Here is a 15,706-nt window from a genome sequence, read left to right on the forward strand (position 1 = left end):
GCAGGTAGTATCCAACTGCGGGTCGATGCATCCTTTGAGATAGCAACCCCAGCCACTCACTGGGTTTGCAATAAAAAACCGCCCTACTAAGGCGGTTTTTTATTGCCTGCGATTTACCCATCACCCCTCGCCTTCCTCGACAAACACCAGCCGATTCCCAAACGGATCGCCGATGCTCATCTCCCGCGAGCCCCACGGCGTTTCCTCAACCCCAGGCTTGGCATACCGATAATCCTTGGCCAGCAACTGCTGCTGATACGCGTCCACGCCCTGCGCCTGAATACGCACCGCCGACCCGGGCGAAGCATCGCCGTGATGCTCGGACAAATGCAGCACGCACTCGCCCAGCGACACCTGCAAATACAATGGAAAATTCGCCTCGAAGCGATGCTGCCAGTCGACCTTGAACCCGAGGAAGTCGACGTAAAATTCCAACGCCTTGGCTTCGTCGAAGATGCGTAAAATCGGGGTGACTTTTCCTAAGTGCATGACCACAGCTCCGTGTATGAAAGCACCCACTATAGAGACGAAAACCCACCACGCAAATCTCCATTGCGTGCCAGGAACCGGCCCGGCCGCTGACCATTGGCCTGCCCGTCGCTGTAACTCAACACCCCGTTGACCCACACCCCATCAATGCCTTCGGCCGCGCGTTGTGGCTCTTTGAAGTCCGCCACATCGCGCACGCGCAACGGGTCGAACAACACCAGGTCAGCCCAGTGCCCTTCACGGATTTCACCACGCTCAGCCAGGCCGAAGCGCGCTGCCGACAGCCCTGTCATCTTGTGCACCGCCGTGTGCAGCGGGAACAACCCCACATCCCGGCTGAAATGCCCCAGCACGCGCGGAAACGCACCCCACAAACGCGGGTGTGGAAAAGGGTCTTCAGGCAAGCCATCCGACCCGACCATCGACAGCGGGTGCGCGAGGATGCGTCGTACATCCGCCTCGTCCATCCCGTAGTACACCGCCCCGGCCGGTTGCAGGCGGCGCGCTGCGTCCAGCAGCGAAACGTCCCACTCGGCGGCGATGTCCTGCAAGTCGCGCCCACCGACGTCCGGGTGTGGCGTCGACCAGGTGATGGTGATGCGAAACGCGTCGGTGACTTGCTTGAGGTCCAGCGTCGAAGAGCTGGCGGCGTAGGGGTAACAATCACAGCCCACAGGATGGGTTTTCGCCGCCCGTTCCAGCGATGCCAACAGCTGTGGACTGCGCCCCCAATTACCCGCGCCGGCGCATTTGAGGTGGGAAATAATCACCGGTGCCTTGGCATGGCGGCCAATCAGAAAGGCCTCGTCCATCGCCTCCAGCACCGGCTCGAATTCGCTGCGCAAATGCGTGGTGTACACCGCACCGAAGGCCGTCAGTTCTTCACTGAGTTGCAGCACTTCATCGGTCTCGGCATTAAACGCGCTGGCATAGGCCAGGCCTGTGGACAACCCAAGGGCGCCGGCTTCCAGGCTCTCTTGCAACTGCACACGCATGGCGGCGATTTCAGCTGGCGTGGCCGTGCGGTGCAGGTCGTCCATATGGTTGCTGCGCAGCGCCGTATGGCCAATCAATGCCGCAACGTTGACGGCCGGATGGGCGCTTTCCACCGCCGCACGGTAATCGGCAAAGCGTGGATAAGCGAACGCCTCACGCGAACCGAGCAAGTTCATCGGGTCTGGCGGATCACTGCGCAGACTCACCGGCGAGGCGCTGATGCCACAGTTGCCGACAATCACCGTGGTCACGCCCTGGCTGAGCTTGGGCAGCATTTGCGGATGGCGGATCACCACGGTGTCATCGTGGGTGTGCACGTCGATAAAGCCTGGCGACAACACGCGGCCACTGGCGTCGATCTCGTGTTCGGCGGTTGCGCTCGCAAGGTCGCCGATCGTCTCGATACGCCCGCCGCGCAGCCCTACATCGGCGACATAGCCTGGCGTATTGCTGCCATCAATGATCAGCGCTTGGCGAATCAGCGTGTCGTACTTCATTTCAATCTCCAAGCGGCAGGCTGTCAGGGCCGCCGCGATAATCGTCCAGGGCCAGCTTGATCCGGCGCAGGCGCTCCTGGTTGTCGTCCGGCATGGCCAGCGCCAGCTCGGTGGCGAGCAGGTCGATGGCCAACAGCATTCCGTAGCGCGCCGCGGTGGGCTTGTAGATAAAACTGGTTTCGGCCGGTTGCAGCGGCAGCAGCACGTCCGCCAACTCGGCCAGCGGTGAGCCGGCCAGGGTGATGGCGACGATGGGCGCATCGTAGTTGCGCGCCAGCGTCACCACGTCCAGCAACTCGGGCGTGAGGCCGGAGAGCGAGCACACGATCAGCGCATGTTCCGGCCCCAAGGTCGCCGCCGTGACACGCATCATCACCGGGTCGCGGCAAGCGGCAATCGGGTAACCCAGACGTACCAGGCGTACTTGCAACTCTTCACTGCACAGGCTCGACGGGCCGCCCATGCCGAATGCATGGATCATCCGCGCCCTGCCCAACAGGCTGACGGCGTCGACAAAACTCGCCTGATTAAAACCTGACAGATGCTGACGCAGCGTCGCTTCGATATCGCCGAGAATCTGCCGATGAAACGCCGACTGTTCCGGCAACCCCGCCGGGTCGAGGAAACGGCTGCCAACCCCGCTGGCCTGGGCCAATTGCAGGCGCAAATCACGCAAGTCACGGCACCCCACACTGCGGGCAAAACGCGACAAGGTCGCCGTGCTCACCTCGGCACGTTGTGACAACTCTTCCAGGCTGGCCGATGCGGCAAAGCCCACGTCATCAAGCATCAGCTTGGCGATACGGCCCTCGCCGGCACTGAAGGAATCCTGGCGGGCGCGGATCTGGTAGAGGATGTCCATCGGGGCTCCGGGTTACGAAAGAAGGCTCATAGAACCAGAGACAGGCCGTAAGTCAGGCCGAATGCGACGACCGAAATCAACGTCTCCAGCACGGTCCAGGTCTTGAAAGTCTGGATCACCGTCATATTGAAGTATTCCTTGATCAGCCAGAAGCCGCCGTCGTTGACGTGGGAAAAAATCACCGAACCCGCGCCGGTGGCCAATACCAATAATTCAGGGTGTGGATAACCCAGGCCCATGGCCACGGGCGCAACCACACCGGAAGCCGTGGTCATGGCCACGGTGGCCGAACCGGTGGCGATGCGCATCAGCGCGGCAAACAACCAGCCCATCACCAGCGGCGACAAATGGAAGGCATGCGCCAGGCCGAGAATTTCATTGGTCACGCCCGCGTCCACCAGGATGCGGTTCAAACCGCCGCCCGCGCCCACCAGCAAGGTGATACTCGCGGTCGGTGCCAGGCATTCATTGGTGAACTTGAGGATCGCTTCGCGGTTGAAACCCTGGGCCAGGCCCAGCGTCCAGAAGCTCACCAAGGTGGCCACCAACAGCGCGATCACCGAGTTGCCGATAAACAGCAGGAACTGGTTAAAGCCGGTGCCGGGTGTGGAAATCACATTGGCCCAGCCGCCGATCATCATCAACACCACCGGCAACAGGATCGTGCCCATGGTCAGGGTAAAGCTCGGCAAACGGGTGCGCGGTTCGCGCTCAATAAACTGGCGTTCCAGCGGGTTCTCCGCCGGCAGGTGAATACGCGGCACGATGAACTTGGCGTACAACGGGCCAGCAATGATTGCCGTGGGAATACCGATCAGAATCGCATACAGCACGGTCTGCCCAACCGACGCGTTGTACGCCAGCACCGCCATCATTGCCGCAGGGTGCGGCGGCACCAGCGCATGCACCACCGACAAGCCGGCGACCATTGGCAAGCCGACCATCAGGATCGACACCCCAACGCGCCGCGCCACGGTAAAGGCGATCGGCACCAGCAGCACAAAACCGACCTCGAAAAACAGCGGCAGCCCCACCAGGAACGCGATGCACACCATTGCCCAATGCGCATTGCGTTCGCCGAAGCGGTTGATCAGCGTACGCGCCACCTGCTCGGCGCCGCCGGACTCGGCCATCATCTTGCCGAGCATGGTGCCCAGCGCCACCACCAGAGCAATGTGCCCCAGGGTTTTACCGACGCCCGCCTCGTACGAGCCCATGATCGTGTCTGCCGGCATGCCGGCCATCAGCGCCAGGCCGATGGACACCAAGGTGATGACAATAAACGGGTTGAGTCGGTAACGTGCAATCAGCACGATCAATGCAATGATGGCGATGGCAGCGTATGCCAGCAGCCCCAAGCCCAGTGGTGCGGCCATGCGGTACTCCTTGGAAAGGGTCACGTCGAATTGGTTGTGAAACTCATAAATCATTACCCGGTGTAATTTTCAATTTTTATGAAAGTAATTTTCACCCACGGATAAGCGCTGTCGCTTGGGGATATGCCCAGCGCCAGCGCATGAAAATCCGGGGCGTGTTCTTACATGAAGTTTTTGCCGCGCAGAAACTCAGCCGCCAAGGCCGAGTCTCAGATGGCGGCCTCCACTACGATCAGGAATTCCCACCATGAATCGCAAGACCCTGCTTGTTCCTTTCGCCGCCGGCGCCATGCTGTTGGCCCTGTGCGGCAGCGCCTCGGCCGCCGAGAACGCCGCACTGAAAAAATGCATGGACAGCGCCAACACGACCGTCGACATGGTCAATTGCAACGCCAAGGAAGCCAAGGTTCAGGACGAGCGCGTGAACAAAGCCTACAAAACCGCCCTGGCCGCCCAGGAAGGCGACCGCAAGGAGAAACTGCAGGACGTGCAGCGCCTGTGGATTAAATACCGCGACGCCAATTGCGGCTTCGCCGGCTCCGCCACCGGCGGCACCATCGACCAGGTCAACGGCTCCGGCTGCCTGCTGGACATGACCCAGACCCGCGCCCAGGAACTTGAAGACCTGGTCGGGCCGTAATCAGTTACTCCTGATGCACGCGGGCGCGCTTGAGCAGCTTCTTGCAGCGCTCCGACAAATGCAGCACCCGCAAGTGCTTGCCGGCTTTGCTATAGCGCTCGCGCAAGGTCATCAACGCAGCAATCGCTGAATAGTCGACGAAGCTCAGGTGACGGCAATCGAGCGTCACCTGGGCCGGGTCGTTGGCCGGGTCGAACTGGTTCAGGAAGGGCGTCGTCGAGGCAAAAAACAAGGTGCCGTGCAAGCGATAGAGCTTACTGCCGTCGGCTTCCAGATGCTCATCGGCATACAACTCACGCGCCTGTTGCCAGGCGAAGTTCAGCGCCGCAATCACGATGCCGCAGAGCACGGCGGTGGCCAGGTCGGTGAAGACGGTGATTACCGTCACCGCCAGGATCACCAACACATCGTTGAACGGCACCTTGTTGATCACCCGCAGCGACGCCCAGGCGAAGGTTTGCTGGGACACCACGAACATCACGCCCACCAGCGCCGCCAGCGGAATACGCTCGATCAGCGGCGACAGAAACAGAATGAACAACAGGATCATCACCCCGGCAAACACCCCGGAGAAACGCCCGCGCCCGCCGGAACTGAGGTTGATCACGGTTTGCCCGATCATCGCGCAACCGCCCATGCCGCCGAACAGGCCGCTGACCATATTCGCCGCGCCCAGGGCCACGCTTTCGCGGTCGGGGTAGCCACGGGTTTCGGTGATTTCGTCGGTGAGGTTCAGGGTCAGCAGGGTTTCCAGCAGGCCGACCATCGCCATCAGGAACGCGTAGGGCGCGATGATGCCGAGGGTTTCCAGGGTCCAGGGGATTTGCGGCAAGGCAAAGGTCGGCAAGCCACCGGCGATGTGCGCCATGTCGCCGAGCGTGCGGGTCGGCAGGCCAAGCAGGTACACCGCCAGGCCGACGCCGAGGATCGCGACCAAGGCAGGCGGCACGGCGCGGGTCAGGCGCGGCAGCAGGTAGACAATCGCCATGGTCACCGCCACCAGGCCGGTCATCACATAGAGCGGCGTGCCGCTGAGCCAGTGCTCACCGCTTTTGAAATGCTCCAGTTGCGCCAGCGCGATAATAATCGCCAGGCCGTTGACGAAGCCGAGCATCACCGAATGCGGCACCATGCGCACCAACTTGCCCAGGCGCAGCAGGCCGAACGCGACCATGATCAGCCCGCCCAATAGCACCGTCGCCAGCAAGTACTCCACGCCGTGCTGCACCACCAGCGCGACGATCACCACCGCCATCGAACCGGCCGCCCCCGAGACCATACCGGGTCGGCCGCCGAACAGCGCTGTGAGGGTGCAAATGATAAAGGCGCCGTAGAGCCCCATCAGCGGGTTGAGGTGGGCGACCAGGGCAAAGGCGATGCATTCGGGCAGCAGCGCAAAAGACGTGGTGAGGCCGGCCAGGGCATCGGCGCGTAGACGGGTGAGATTCATGAAATACCAGGGTAATGCGGGGGATAAGGCGGGGAATGGTACGGAATTGCAGGGAGTGGGGCCAGTAAAGCGTAACAACAAATGACCGAGGCGCCTTCATCGCAGGCAAGCCAGCGATGGCAACATCTCGGTATCAAGCGAACATCACACCATTTCGTTGCGAATCCACTCAACCACAGAAGTACGCTTCGGCGCCCAGCCCAGCAACTCACGCGCATGCTTGCCACGCACCCGGCTGTTGGAGCCCAAACCATAGTTGGCCATTTCATAGCCCCACTCGGCTTCAGCATCCGCCAACGGCCAATCCTGTGGCTTGCCCAGCTTCAACGCGTCGGCAATCGCCGTGGTCATGTCGACAAACGCCGCTTCGCCGCTTTCCACAAAGTAGAAGGTGCCTGGCACATTCTTCTCAAGCGCCAGCAGGTACAGCGCCACCACGTCTTCAATATGCACGTTGGACCAGATGTTCTGCCCGGTGCCCACATGGCGCACCACACCACTTTTGCGCGCCTGCTTGAGCAAGCGCGGCAATTGCACGCTGTCACGCTTCACGCCGAGGCTGTGGCCGTAAATCAGCGTGTTGCAGATCACCGCCGAGTTCACGCCGTCGTTCGCCGCCGCCAGGATCAGGTTGTCGATGGCCACGCGGGCGGCCTTGTCGACGGTTGGCTGCGGCAGGTTGTCTTCAAAGTAGACGACATCGCTGGACTTACCGCCCGACGCATCACCGACGATGCTCGAACCGCTGGTGTGCAGGAACGGTTTATTGGAGCCTTTCAAAGCAGCCAGCAAGGTCTCAACCGCAGCACGATGATCGCTGCTGGCGGCGTTGATCACCGCATCAGCCTTTTGCGCCTGCTCGGTCAGCACAGCCGCATCGTCCAGCGTGCCCATCACCGGGGTGATACCGAGGGCGGTCATCTCAGCGGCTTGTTCGGCGCTGCGCACCAGGCCGGTAACGCGGTGGCCAGCCTTGACCAGGCCGGTGGCGATGGAACCGCCGATAAACCCGGATGCGCCGGTTACGAATACGTTCATGGAGTGTGCTCCTGACTGGGTAAGTGATGGGTCCATTGTTACGGACCCGCCCCGGTCGAATAAGACCCGATTGCCCAATTCAATCTTGCGCGCACGTCACGAATCAGCAGGCATACCGCGCCAGCTTGGTCTGAATGAAGTCCAGGAAGCACTGGATGCGCAATGCCAACTGCGAGTTGCGGTAGAACACCGCGTGGATCGGCTGGCGATAGCCACTGTTGAACGCCTCCAGCACCGGCACCAGGCGCCCGGCGTTGATGTCCTCGACCGTCATGAAGTTCGACAGGCAGCAAATGCCCTGCCCTTCCAGCGCCAACTGGCGCAGAGTCTCGCCACTGGAAGCGGCGACACTCGGCTGGATCAGCCAGCGGTCGCCCTCCACATGGCGTAGCGGCCAGTGGTTGAGGGTTTCGGTCTGGGTAAAGCCCAGCAAGGTATGGTCCGCCAACTCGGCCACCGTGGTCGGCGTGCCGAACTGCTTGAGGTAGTCGGGGCTGGCAAGGATATGCAGCGGCGTACAACCCAGGGAACGCGCGTGCAGCGTGGAGTCGGCCAGGGCACCGATGCGGATGGCAATGTCGGTGCTCTGTTCCAGCAGGTCGATGATCAAGTCATCGCTGTTCAGCTCCAGCTGGATGTCCGGGTAGAGGCTGCGAAACTCGGCGATGTACGGCACGATCCCGTGCAGCATGAAGGGCACTGCGGCGTTGATACGCAGGCGCCCGGCCGGGTTTTTCTGGCGCGACGACAGACGCTCTTCCAGCTCATCCATCTGCGCCAGGATCACCTTGGCCTGCTCGAAGAAGTACTTGCCCTCTTCGGTCAGGTCCATGCGCCGGGTGGTGCGGTTGATCAGCGTGGTGTCGAGCTTGGCTTCCAGGCGCGACAAGGTGCGGCTGACCGCCGACGGCGTCTGCCCGACCTGCTCCGCTGCGGCGGAAATTGAGCCGCACTCAATCACGCTGACGAAGATCTGTAACTCATCGGATCGGGCTTTCACAGGCTGTCCTTCTTGATCGGTGAGTAGCAGCTTACACCGTGAAGTTAAACACCTGCGCCAGATGCTGCTCGTAGCGCGCCACGTCCGCCTCGATGGCCGGGCGTTTCATCACGTCCACGCACAGGAAGGTCGGCAGGCCGGTCATGCCAAGGAACTCGTTGGCCTTATGGAACGGGAAGTACACCGCATCGACGCCCTTGGCTTCAAAGAAATCCGTCGGGTCGTCGAAGGCTTGCTGCGGCGCGTTCCAGGTCAGCGACAGCATGTACTGCTTGCCCTGGATCAGGCCGCCGCTGCCATATTTCTGCGACGCGTCGGAACGGGTGCGGCCATCGCTGGCATACAGGCTGCCGTGGCCTTCGGTGAAGACTTCGTCGATGTACTTCTTGACGATCCACGGCGCGCCCATCCACCAGCCGGGCATCTGATAGATGATCACATCGGCCCAGAGGAATTTGGCCACTTCTTCGGCCACGTCGTAGCCCGCGTCGATGTGGGTGACTTTGACGTCGATACCGCCACGGTCCAGCACGGCCACGGCGGCGTCATGCAGGGTGGTGTTGTAGCGGCCGTCGGAATGGGCGAATTGTTTGCCGCCGTTAAGCAGAAGTACTTTTTTCATGGGAGGGAATCCAGAGGGTTAGCAATGTCTGCCGGCAGGCTATCGACATTGCGCCCTTGGAATAAGCAGCGGTGCGGCAAAATACATTTGATCAAAACGCACGAATAACGCCGTACTCTTGATTTACCCGCTGATCAAAAGGTGGCCGCCCAGCAGCGCCATGCCGATAAAAAACACCCGTTTGAACAGCACCGCGCTGATGCGCTGACGCAGTGCCTGGCCCAGCCACATGCCCAACAGCGCAGGCACCAACGCCAACAAAGAGGCATTGATTTCGCCGCCGCCGAGGGTGCCGCGCCACGCCAGACCGGCCGCCAGCGCCAAGGTCGAAACGCTGAACGACAGCCCCAACGCCTGCACCAACTGATCCCGGTTCAAGCCCAAGGCTTGCAGATACGGCACGGCGGGAATCACGAACACACCGGTGGCCGAGGTGATAATGCCGGTGATCAGCCCACACAGCGGCCCCAGCCAGCGCTCGGTATGAGGCTGCACCTTGAACGTGGGCAGGAACAACCCGCTCAACGCATACACCAGCAACGCGCCACCCAGCGCGCGTACCACCCAATGGCCGCCGTCCATGCCCAGCCACAACGTGCCGAGCCCGGTGCCGAGGAAAATCAGTAACAGCATTGGCCACAGGCGCTTGAGCAGCGCGCTCAACTGGCCGCCAAATGCCAGTTGCCAGAGGTTGGTCACCGTTGAGGGAATGATGAGTAATGCCGCAGCCTGCGCCGGGAGCATAGCCAGGCCGAGCATGCCCATGGCCACGGTGGGCAGGCCCAGGCCGATCACGCCCTTGACGGTGCCGGCCAGCAGGAAAGTGCCGATGACCAATAGGGTCAAGGCTGGGCCGAGGTTTTGGTAGAACGCCAGGAAGGTAGTCATGGGGGGATTGTGCGGTGTTAAGGCGGTTATGAAAATTCACCATATACTGAGGCAGCCTCTTGTTTTGTGTGAGGCTGCGATCGCTATCGCAGGCAAGCCAGCTCCCACAGTTGGATGTGTGAACACAGTTCAAAGGTGGGAGCTGGCTTGCCTGCGATGAGGCCAGTCCAATCACCGGGAATTTTCAGCCATGCACTTTGACCTGATCGACCTGCGCCTGTACCTGCACATCCTCGACACCGGCAACATCACCGCCGGCGCAGCCCGCAGCCATTTGTCCCTCGCAGCTGCCAGCGCGCGCATCCGCGCCATGGAGGCTTCATTGGGTATCGAGTTCCTGGCGCGTGGCCGCCGTGGCGTCACACCCACACCAGCGGGAAAGGCCCTGGCCCGCCACGCGCGCCTGCTGCTGCAACAGGCCGAGCACCTGCAACAAGACCTGGCCGAGTACGCCAATGGCGTCAAAGGCCAGGTGCGCCTGCTGTGCAACACCACCGCCCTGAGCGAATACTTGCCGGAACTGCTCGCGGATTTTTTGCGCGAACACCCCAACCTTGATATCGACCTGCAGGAACTGCCCAGCCTGCGCATCACTCAAGCCTTGCGCCAGGGCACGGCAGACCTGGGGATTATTTCCGACGCAGTCGACACCCATGGCCTGCAAACCCTGGCGTTTCGCGACGACCCGCTGGTGCTGATCATGCCCCTCGACCACCCGCTGACGAGCGCAAGTTTCATCGACAGCCTGCAATACGATTTCGTCGGTTTGGCCGCCAACAGCGCACTCGCGGTGTACCTGGAAGAACAGGCGCTGCACGCGGGCTTTCGCCTGCAAACACGCATCCGCGCGGACGGTTTTGACGGGCTGATTCGTATGGTCGCCGGCGGCGCCGGCCTGGGCATCGTGCCCCAGGCGGCATTGGAACGCTGGCCGCTGGAACGCCGCGTCAAAGCCCAGCCCCTGCAAGAAGACTGGGCCTGCCGCAAACTGCTGCTGTGCTCGCGTTCCTTCGAGCAATTGCCCGGTTACGCTAGGGCCTTGTTCGACGCCTTGGCCCTGCCCTTGCGGAAAAACCCGTAATACACCGCCGACAGAATCAGCAGGAACGGCACGCCGAACACCAGCGTCATCTTGAACGCTTCGGTGAAGTACGTGGTGATCATCACCGCGCCCATCAGCACCAGGCCCAACAGCGTGCTGTAGGGAAACAGACGCAGCTGGAACGACAGCTTCGCGCCGCCATGGCGCTTGCGGTAGCGGCGGAAAAACAGGTGCGTGAGGAAGATCATGAACCAGGTGAAGATCGCGCCGAACATCGAAATCGCCATCATCAAGGTGAACGAGCTTTCCGGGTACACCACATTCAGCAAGGTCGCCAAGGCAATGCCCGAACTGGACAACAGCAACGCATTCAGCGGAATGCCGTTCTTGCTCAAGGCGCCCATGGACTTGGGCGCAAAGCCTGCGCGCGAGAGGCTGAACATCATGCGTGTGGTGATATACAGCTGGCTGTTCATCGCCGACAGCGCGGCGATCAGAATCACGAAGTTCATCACCCCAGTGGCCCCGGGAATGCCGATGGTCTGCATCACCGTCACGAACGGGCTCTGGGTCTGGCCGGCCTGGTTCCACGGCACGATGGCCAGCATCAGCGCCAGGGTCAGCAGGTAGAACACCACCAGCCGCACGATGGTCGCGCGAAAGGCCTTCTTCACCGCCTGCTCCGGGTCGGCGGCTTCACCGGCCGCTACCGCGATCATCTCCACGCTCAAGTAGCTGAAGATCGACACAATCACGGCGATCCACATGCCGCTCAAGCCATGGGGGAAAAAGCCGCCGTGGGCGGTGTAATTCTGCACGCCGTATTCCGGCTTGCCAGAGCCGAACACCACATACACGGCGAGGATAATAAAGCCGACGATGGCGCTGATCTTGATGGTCGAGAACCAGTATTCGAAGTTGCCGAAGGTCTTCACGCTGATTGCATTGAGCAGGATCAGCACACTGGAAAACGACACGATCCACACCCATTCCGGCACGTTGGCAAACCAGTACTTCATATACATCGCCACCGCCGTGACCTCGGCGCCCACCGCCAGCACAATCGCTGCCCAGTAGGCGTAACGCACCAGGAACCCGGCCAGCGGGCTGATGTAGAACTCGGCGTAGGCGCCAAAAGAGCCCGAAGTGGAATGCGCCACCGTCATCTCCGCCAGGCAACCCATCAACAGCAAGGTGATCAGCGCGCCGATGGCGTAGCTCACCAATACACTTGGCCCGGCATAACCGATGGCATAGGCGCTGCCCATGAACAGCCCGGTGCCGATGGCGCCACCGATGGCGATCATGCTCATCTGGCCGGAAGTCAGCTGGCGCCTCAGGCCCAGTTCGCGGTGGGTGATCTCTGCAAAGCCGTTGTCGGGTGTGGTCACGTGGTGTGCCCCTTTATTATTGTGATTGTTACTGCCGGTGCCGAACCCTGTGGGAGCTGGCTTGCCTGCGATGACTTTAGTGAATTCACCACCGCTATCGCAGGCAAGCCAGCTCCCACATTAGTGTGGTGGTGCTCTTAAGTGACGCTGTTACGCACCTTGAATTGCGGCTGGTCCCAGGTTTTTTGGTCGAGGATTTCACCGAGGATTTCCACGGCGTCAAACACCTCGACAAAGCTCGTATACAACGGCGTAAAACCAAACCGCATAATGCGCGGCTCGCGGTAATCACCGATCACGCCACGGGCGATCAACGCCTGGATTACCGCGTAGCCTTCAGGGTGTTCGAAGCTCACATGGCTGCCGCGTTTTGCGTGCTCACGCGGGGTGATCAGTGTCAGGCCGTGGGCGGCGCAGCGAGCTTCGACCAAGGCGATAAACAAATCAGTCAACGCCAGGGATTTAGCGCGCAGGCTGGCCATGTCGGTCTGGGCAAAGATCTCCAGGCCGCATTCGACCATGGCCAACGAAGTGATCGGCTGAGTCCCGCACAAGTAGCGCGCAATGCCGGCGCTTGGCGCGTATTGAGCTTCCATGGCGAACTGCCGGGTATGCCCGAACCAGCCCGACAGCGGCTGGCGCACCACGTCCACCAACGCCGGGTTCACCCACACAAACGCCTGGGAGCCTGGCCCGCCATTGAGGTATTTGTAGGTGCAGCCGATCGCGTAATCAGCCCCGGCCTTGTGCAGGTCGACAGGCACCGAGCCCGCCGAATGCGCCAGGTCCCAGATGCTCAAGGCGCCGCATTCGTGGCTCAACGCGGTAAGCGCCTGCATGTCGTACATGTAGCCGGTCTTGTAGTTGACGTGGGTGAGCATCACCACCGCCACGTCCTCGCCGACAGCCTGCGGCAGCTCGTCGGGGCTGTTGACCAGTCGCAACGAATAACCTTGTTGCAGCAATTCGGCCAGGCCTTCGGCGATGTACAGGTCGGTGGGGAAGTTGCTCGCCTCGCTGACGATCACCTTGCGATTCGGCTGGCGTTGGCGCTGCACACTCAGCGCGGCGCTGAGCACCTTGAACAGATTGATCGAGGTGGTATCAGTGATCGCCACTTCACCGTCGCGCGCACCGATCAGCGGTGCCAGGCGGTTGCCCAGGCGTAGAGACAAATCGGCCCAACCGGCGCTGTTCCAGCTGCGAATCAAGCCATCGCCCCACTCTTCGGCGATCACCTGTTGCGCTCGCGCCAACGCTGCGAGCGGGCGCGCGCCGAGGGAGTTGCCGTCGAGGTAGATCACGCCCTCGGGCAAGGCGAACTGGTGACGCAGTGGCGCCAGCGGGTCCTGGGCGTCGAGGGCTTGGCAGTGGCTTCGAGTGGTCATGAACTGTCCTGGTTTTTATAAGTGAAGATGGACCAAATAATGAGCGAAGATTTACAGAATTTTCGTGCAAAGTTGTGGGCAACAAGCTAATTAAGCTGTAGGAAATTCGAATTTAACCCCAAAACACGCGGATTTATTCTAACCATGATTCTCGACGCCACCGACCTGCGCCTCCTGCATTTTTTGCAACAGGATGGCCGTATCAGCAACCAGGAACTGGCGGAAAAAGTCGCCCTGTCGCCTTCCGCCTGCCTGCGCCGTTTACGCCTGCTGGAGAGCGAGGGAATCATCAGCGGCTACCGCGCCGTGTTGAATGCCGAGCAGTTGGGGATCGAGCTGGAAGCCATCGTGCACCTGTCCTTGCGCCAGGATGTGGAGGATTGGCACGAGACGTTTATCAAGAAGGTGCAAGGGTGGCCGGAGGTAGCCAGTGCGTATGTGATTACCGGCGCCAGCAATTATGTGCTGCGGGTGCAGGCGCGGAATTTGAAACACTTTTCCGACTTTATCGTGAACCACCTGAACCGCACGGCAGGGGTGATGGATATTCGCTCGGAGATTGTGTTGCAGAAGATCAAGGATCGGGATGAGGTGCTGGACCTCGTGGTGCGCAAATAACCCGACGATCGTTCCCACGCTGATCGTTCCCACGCTCCGCGTGGGAATGCATGCTGTGACGCTCCGCGTCACGCCTTTAAGAGCGGACGCGGAGCGTCCAGGGCGGCGTTCCCACGCAGAGCGTGGGAACGATCAACCGTGTAGTTTAGTCTTCGAGGGCGCGCACGCGTTGCATGCGTTTTTGCTCTACCGGCGCGTCAGCCAGCTGCAACTCAAAGTCAAAATCAATCTGCGCAAACCGCCCTTCAACACCAAACTCCCGCGCCAGCTGCTGATCGTCACTGAACCGAATCTCGGCAATCAACTCATCCCGCGTCGCATAAGCAAAATCATCGTGCAGGTACGGGTCATCCGACAGGTTGATCTGCGTGGTCAGGTGCCGATGCCCAGGCGCCGAGATGAAGAAGTGAATATGCGCCGGCCGCTGCCCGTGGCGCCCCAGTTGGTCGAGCAGCTGTTGCGTCGGCCCGCTCGGCGGGCAGCCGTAGCCGGACGGCACGATGCTGCGAAAACGGTAGTTGCCCTGGGCATCGGTCTCGATGCGTCGACGCAAGTTAAATTCCGATTGCGCCGGGTCAAACCACGAATAGGTGCCAGCGGTATTGGCCTGCCACACATCAACAATCGCGCCCGCCAACGGCTTGCCATCGGTGTCGCGCACTTGCCCGCGCATAAACAGCGGCACCGCGTCGTCCTTGCCATCGTCCAACCGTGCTTCGTACTTGCTCAGCGGCGCGCCGGCCACGTACAGCGGGCCTTCGATGGTGCGCGGCGTGCCGCCGGATTTGCCGGCCTCCTCGTCCGCAGCGTCCATCAGCAAATCGAGGTAATGCTCCAGGCCCAAACCGGCAGCGAGCAGCCCCGCTTCCTGATTTTTACCCAGCTCGTTGAGGTAATTGACCGCCTTCCAGAACTCTTCCGGGGTCACTTCCAGGTCTTCGATGATGTTTACCGTATCGCGCAAAATTCGGTAGATCAGCGCCTTGGCGCGCGGGTTGCCGCCGTCGTTGTGGTGGCCGCTGGCTTCTTCGAGAAACGCTTGGGCATGGGCAGTCTGGGACAGTCGGATGGACATGGTGCAATCCTCATCTTGTAATTATCGGGGGCAAAACAGGCTCAGCGGTCGTCTTCATGGATCGACGAAGGGTGCCGGCACAGCGCATTCACTTCGATGGCCATATAAGGGAAAAGCGGCAGCTGCATCAGCAGGTCGTGAAGGTCTTGCACGCTGTCGACGTCGAACACGCTGTAGTTGGCGTAGTGCCCGGCGATACGCCACAGGTGGCGCCATTTGCCCTCTTGTTGCAGGCGCTGGGCCAGGGCTTTTTCTTCAGCCTTGAGGCCGGCCGCGCGCTCGGGGTTCATGTCCAGGGGCAGGTTCACGGTCATTTTTACGTGGAACAACATGG

16 protein-coding genes are annotated in these 15,706 nt (G+C 61.1%); 3 read left to right on the forward strand and 13 right to left on the reverse strand.

Annotation, left to right across the window (positions count from 1 at the left end; translation table 11 throughout):
• Positions 1 to 120: 120 nt before the first annotated feature.
• The 4 genes from L8I05_RS19870 to L8I05_RS19885 are packed head-to-tail and all read right to left on the reverse strand — an operon-like array spanning position 121 to position 4,220.
• Positions 121 to 489, reverse strand: a complete 369-nt coding sequence (locus tag L8I05_RS19870; RefSeq protein ID WP_106578200.1) for a glyoxalase superfamily protein — start codon at positions 487 to 489, stop codon at positions 121 to 123.
• Positions 490 to 518: 29 nt separating this feature from the next.
• Positions 519 to 1,982 (reverse strand): D-aminoacylase, encoded by a 1,464-nt coding sequence (locus L8I05_RS19875; protein ID WP_242171128.1) that lies wholly within the window; start codon positions 1,980 to 1,982, stop codon positions 519 to 521.
• A 1-nt stretch (position 1,983) separates the two neighbouring features.
• A complete protein-coding gene (locus L8I05_RS19880) occupies positions 1,984 to 2,844 on the reverse strand; it encodes a MurR/RpiR family transcriptional regulator (protein WP_242171131.1) in 861 nt (286 codons plus the stop codon).
• Between the two features lie 26 nt (positions 2,845 to 2,870).
• Positions 2,871 to 4,220: a gluconate:H+ symporter gene (locus tag L8I05_RS19885; protein ID WP_232109189.1), complete on the reverse strand. Its 1,350-nt coding sequence runs from the start codon at positions 4,218 to 4,220 to the stop codon at positions 2,871 to 2,873.
• 247 nt (positions 4,221 to 4,467) lie between these two features.
• Between L8I05_RS19885 and L8I05_RS19890 the strand changes: the two genes are divergently transcribed.
• Positions 4,468 to 4,860 (forward strand): lysozyme inhibitor LprI family protein, encoded by a 393-nt coding sequence (locus L8I05_RS19890; protein ID WP_242171132.1) that lies wholly within the window; start codon positions 4,468 to 4,470, stop codon positions 4,858 to 4,860.
• A 4-nt stretch (positions 4,861 to 4,864) separates the two neighbouring features.
• On the opposite strand, the gene L8I05_RS19895 is transcribed toward L8I05_RS19890, so the two are convergent.
• From L8I05_RS19895 to L8I05_RS19915, 5 genes are all read right to left on the reverse strand, one after another.
• Entirely contained in the window at positions 4,865 to 6,310 is a 1,446-nt protein-coding gene (locus L8I05_RS19895) for a SulP family inorganic anion transporter (protein ID WP_242171133.1), read from the reverse strand.
• A 144-nt stretch (positions 6,311 to 6,454) separates the two neighbouring features.
• Positions 6,455 to 7,348: an NAD-dependent epimerase/dehydratase family protein gene (locus tag L8I05_RS19900; RefSeq protein ID WP_242171134.1), complete on the reverse strand. Its 894-nt coding sequence runs from the start codon at positions 7,346 to 7,348 to the stop codon at positions 6,455 to 6,457.
• A gap of 103 nt (positions 7,349 to 7,451) precedes the next feature.
• A complete protein-coding gene (locus tag L8I05_RS19905; RefSeq protein WP_242171135.1) occupies positions 7,452 to 8,348 on the reverse strand; it encodes a LysR family transcriptional regulator in 897 nt (298 codons plus the stop codon).
• 31 nt (positions 8,349 to 8,379) lie between these two features.
• Complete coding sequence (locus L8I05_RS19910; RefSeq protein WP_177019133.1) at positions 8,380 to 8,970, reverse strand: NAD(P)H-dependent oxidoreductase; 591 nt, start codon at positions 8,968 to 8,970, stop codon at positions 8,380 to 8,382.
• Positions 8,971 to 9,093: 123 nt separating this feature from the next.
• The gene (locus L8I05_RS19915; RefSeq protein ID WP_177019132.1) at positions 9,094 to 9,858 is read right to left on the reverse strand and encodes a sulfite exporter TauE/SafE family protein; all 765 of its coding nucleotides are present in this window, start codon (positions 9,856 to 9,858) and stop codon (positions 9,094 to 9,096) included.
• Between the two features lie 190 nt (positions 9,859 to 10,048).
• Between L8I05_RS19915 and L8I05_RS19920 the strand changes: the two genes are divergently transcribed.
• Positions 10,049 to 10,939, forward strand: a complete 891-nt coding sequence (locus tag L8I05_RS19920) for a LysR substrate-binding domain-containing protein (RefSeq protein ID WP_242171136.1) — start codon at positions 10,049 to 10,051, stop codon at positions 10,937 to 10,939.
• Here the strand turns inward: L8I05_RS19920 and L8I05_RS19925 are convergent.
• A complete protein-coding gene (locus L8I05_RS19925) occupies positions 10,885 to 12,291 on the reverse strand; it encodes an amino acid permease (RefSeq protein ID WP_242171137.1) in 1,407 nt (468 codons plus the stop codon). The two genes, L8I05_RS19920 and L8I05_RS19925, sit on opposite strands and share 55 nt — an antisense overlap.
• A gap of 137 nt (positions 12,292 to 12,428) precedes the next feature.
• The gene (gene kynU / locus L8I05_RS19930) at positions 12,429 to 13,679 is read right to left on the reverse strand and encodes a kynureninase (RefSeq protein ID WP_242171138.1); all 1,251 of its coding nucleotides are present in this window, start codon (positions 13,677 to 13,679) and stop codon (positions 12,429 to 12,431) included.
• Positions 13,680 to 13,823: 144 nt separating this feature from the next.
• On the opposite strand from kynU, the gene L8I05_RS19935 reads away from it, so the two are divergent.
• The gene (locus L8I05_RS19935; RefSeq protein WP_003176072.1) at positions 13,824 to 14,297 is read left to right on the forward strand and encodes an Lrp/AsnC family transcriptional regulator; all 474 of its coding nucleotides are present in this window, start codon (positions 13,824 to 13,826) and stop codon (positions 14,295 to 14,297) included.
• Between the two features lie 145 nt (positions 14,298 to 14,442).
• On the opposite strand, the gene catA is transcribed toward L8I05_RS19935, so the two are convergent.
• Both catA and catC read right to left on the reverse strand, forming a co-directional pair.
• Positions 14,443 to 15,372 carry a catechol 1,2-dioxygenase gene (gene catA / locus L8I05_RS19940; RefSeq protein WP_159959846.1) on the reverse strand — a complete coding sequence of 310 codons (930 nt, stop codon included), beginning with the start codon at positions 15,370 to 15,372 and terminating at the stop codon, positions 14,443 to 14,445.
• A 41-nt stretch (positions 15,373 to 15,413) separates the two neighbouring features.
• Positions 15,414 to 15,704 (reverse strand): muconolactone Delta-isomerase, encoded by a 291-nt coding sequence (gene catC / locus L8I05_RS19945; RefSeq protein ID WP_016974901.1) that lies wholly within the window; start codon positions 15,702 to 15,704, stop codon positions 15,414 to 15,416.
• Positions 15,705 to 15,706 lie beyond the last annotated feature (2 nt).

The organism is Pseudomonas sp. MONT-RG-20F-20-E-7-02, assembly GCF_022662395.1.
In the GTDB taxonomy this organism is placed as follows: Bacteria; Pseudomonadota; Gammaproteobacteria; order Pseudomonadales; family Pseudomonadaceae; genus Aquipseudomonas.

What these genes read in the sequence shown, in the direction of transcription:
- L8I05_RS19870 (WP_106578200.1), bottom strand. Translation starts at nt 489, where the DNA reads ATGCACTTAGGAAAAGTCACCCCGATTTTACGCATCTTCGACGAAGCC.
- L8I05_RS19875 (WP_242171128.1), bottom strand. Translation starts at nt 1,982, where the DNA reads ATGAAGTACGACACGCTGATTCGCCAAGCGCTGATCATTGATGGCAGC.
- L8I05_RS19880 (WP_242171131.1), bottom strand. Translation starts at nt 2,844, where the DNA reads ATGGACATCCTCTACCAGATCCGCGCCCGCCAGGATTCCTTCAGTGCC.
- L8I05_RS19885 (WP_232109189.1), bottom strand. Translation starts at nt 4,220, where the DNA reads ATGGCCGCACCACTGGGCTTGGGGCTGCTGGCATACGCTGCCATCGCC.
- L8I05_RS19890 (WP_242171132.1), top strand. Translation starts at nt 4,468, where the DNA reads ATGAATCGCAAGACCCTGCTTGTTCCTTTCGCCGCCGGCGCCATGCTG.
- L8I05_RS19895 (WP_242171133.1), bottom strand. Translation starts at nt 6,310, where the DNA reads ATGAATCTCACCCGTCTACGCGCCGATGCCCTGGCCGGCCTCACCACG.
- L8I05_RS19900 (WP_242171134.1), bottom strand. Translation starts at nt 7,348, where the DNA reads ATGAACGTATTCGTAACCGGCGCATCCGGGTTTATCGGCGGTTCCATC.
- L8I05_RS19910 (WP_177019133.1), bottom strand. Translation starts at nt 8,970, where the DNA reads ATGAAAAAAGTACTTCTGCTTAACGGCGGCAAACAATTCGCCCATTCC.
- L8I05_RS19915 (WP_177019132.1), bottom strand. Translation starts at nt 9,858, where the DNA reads ATGACTACCTTCCTGGCGTTCTACCAAAACCTCGGCCCAGCCTTGACC.
- L8I05_RS19920 (WP_242171136.1), top strand. Translation starts at nt 10,049, where the DNA reads ATGCACTTTGACCTGATCGACCTGCGCCTGTACCTGCACATCCTCGAC.
- kynU (WP_242171138.1), bottom strand. Translation starts at nt 13,679, where the DNA reads ATGACCACTCGAAGCCACTGCCAAGCCCTCGACGCCCAGGACCCGCTG.
- L8I05_RS19935 (WP_003176072.1), top strand. Translation starts at nt 13,824, where the DNA reads ATGATTCTCGACGCCACCGACCTGCGCCTCCTGCATTTTTTGCAACAG.
- catA (WP_159959846.1), bottom strand. Translation starts at nt 15,372, where the DNA reads ATGTCCATCCGACTGTCCCAGACTGCCCATGCCCAAGCGTTTCTCGAA.
- catC (WP_016974901.1), bottom strand. Translation starts at nt 15,704, where the DNA reads ATGTTGTTCCACGTAAAAATGACCGTGAACCTGCCCCTGGACATGAAC.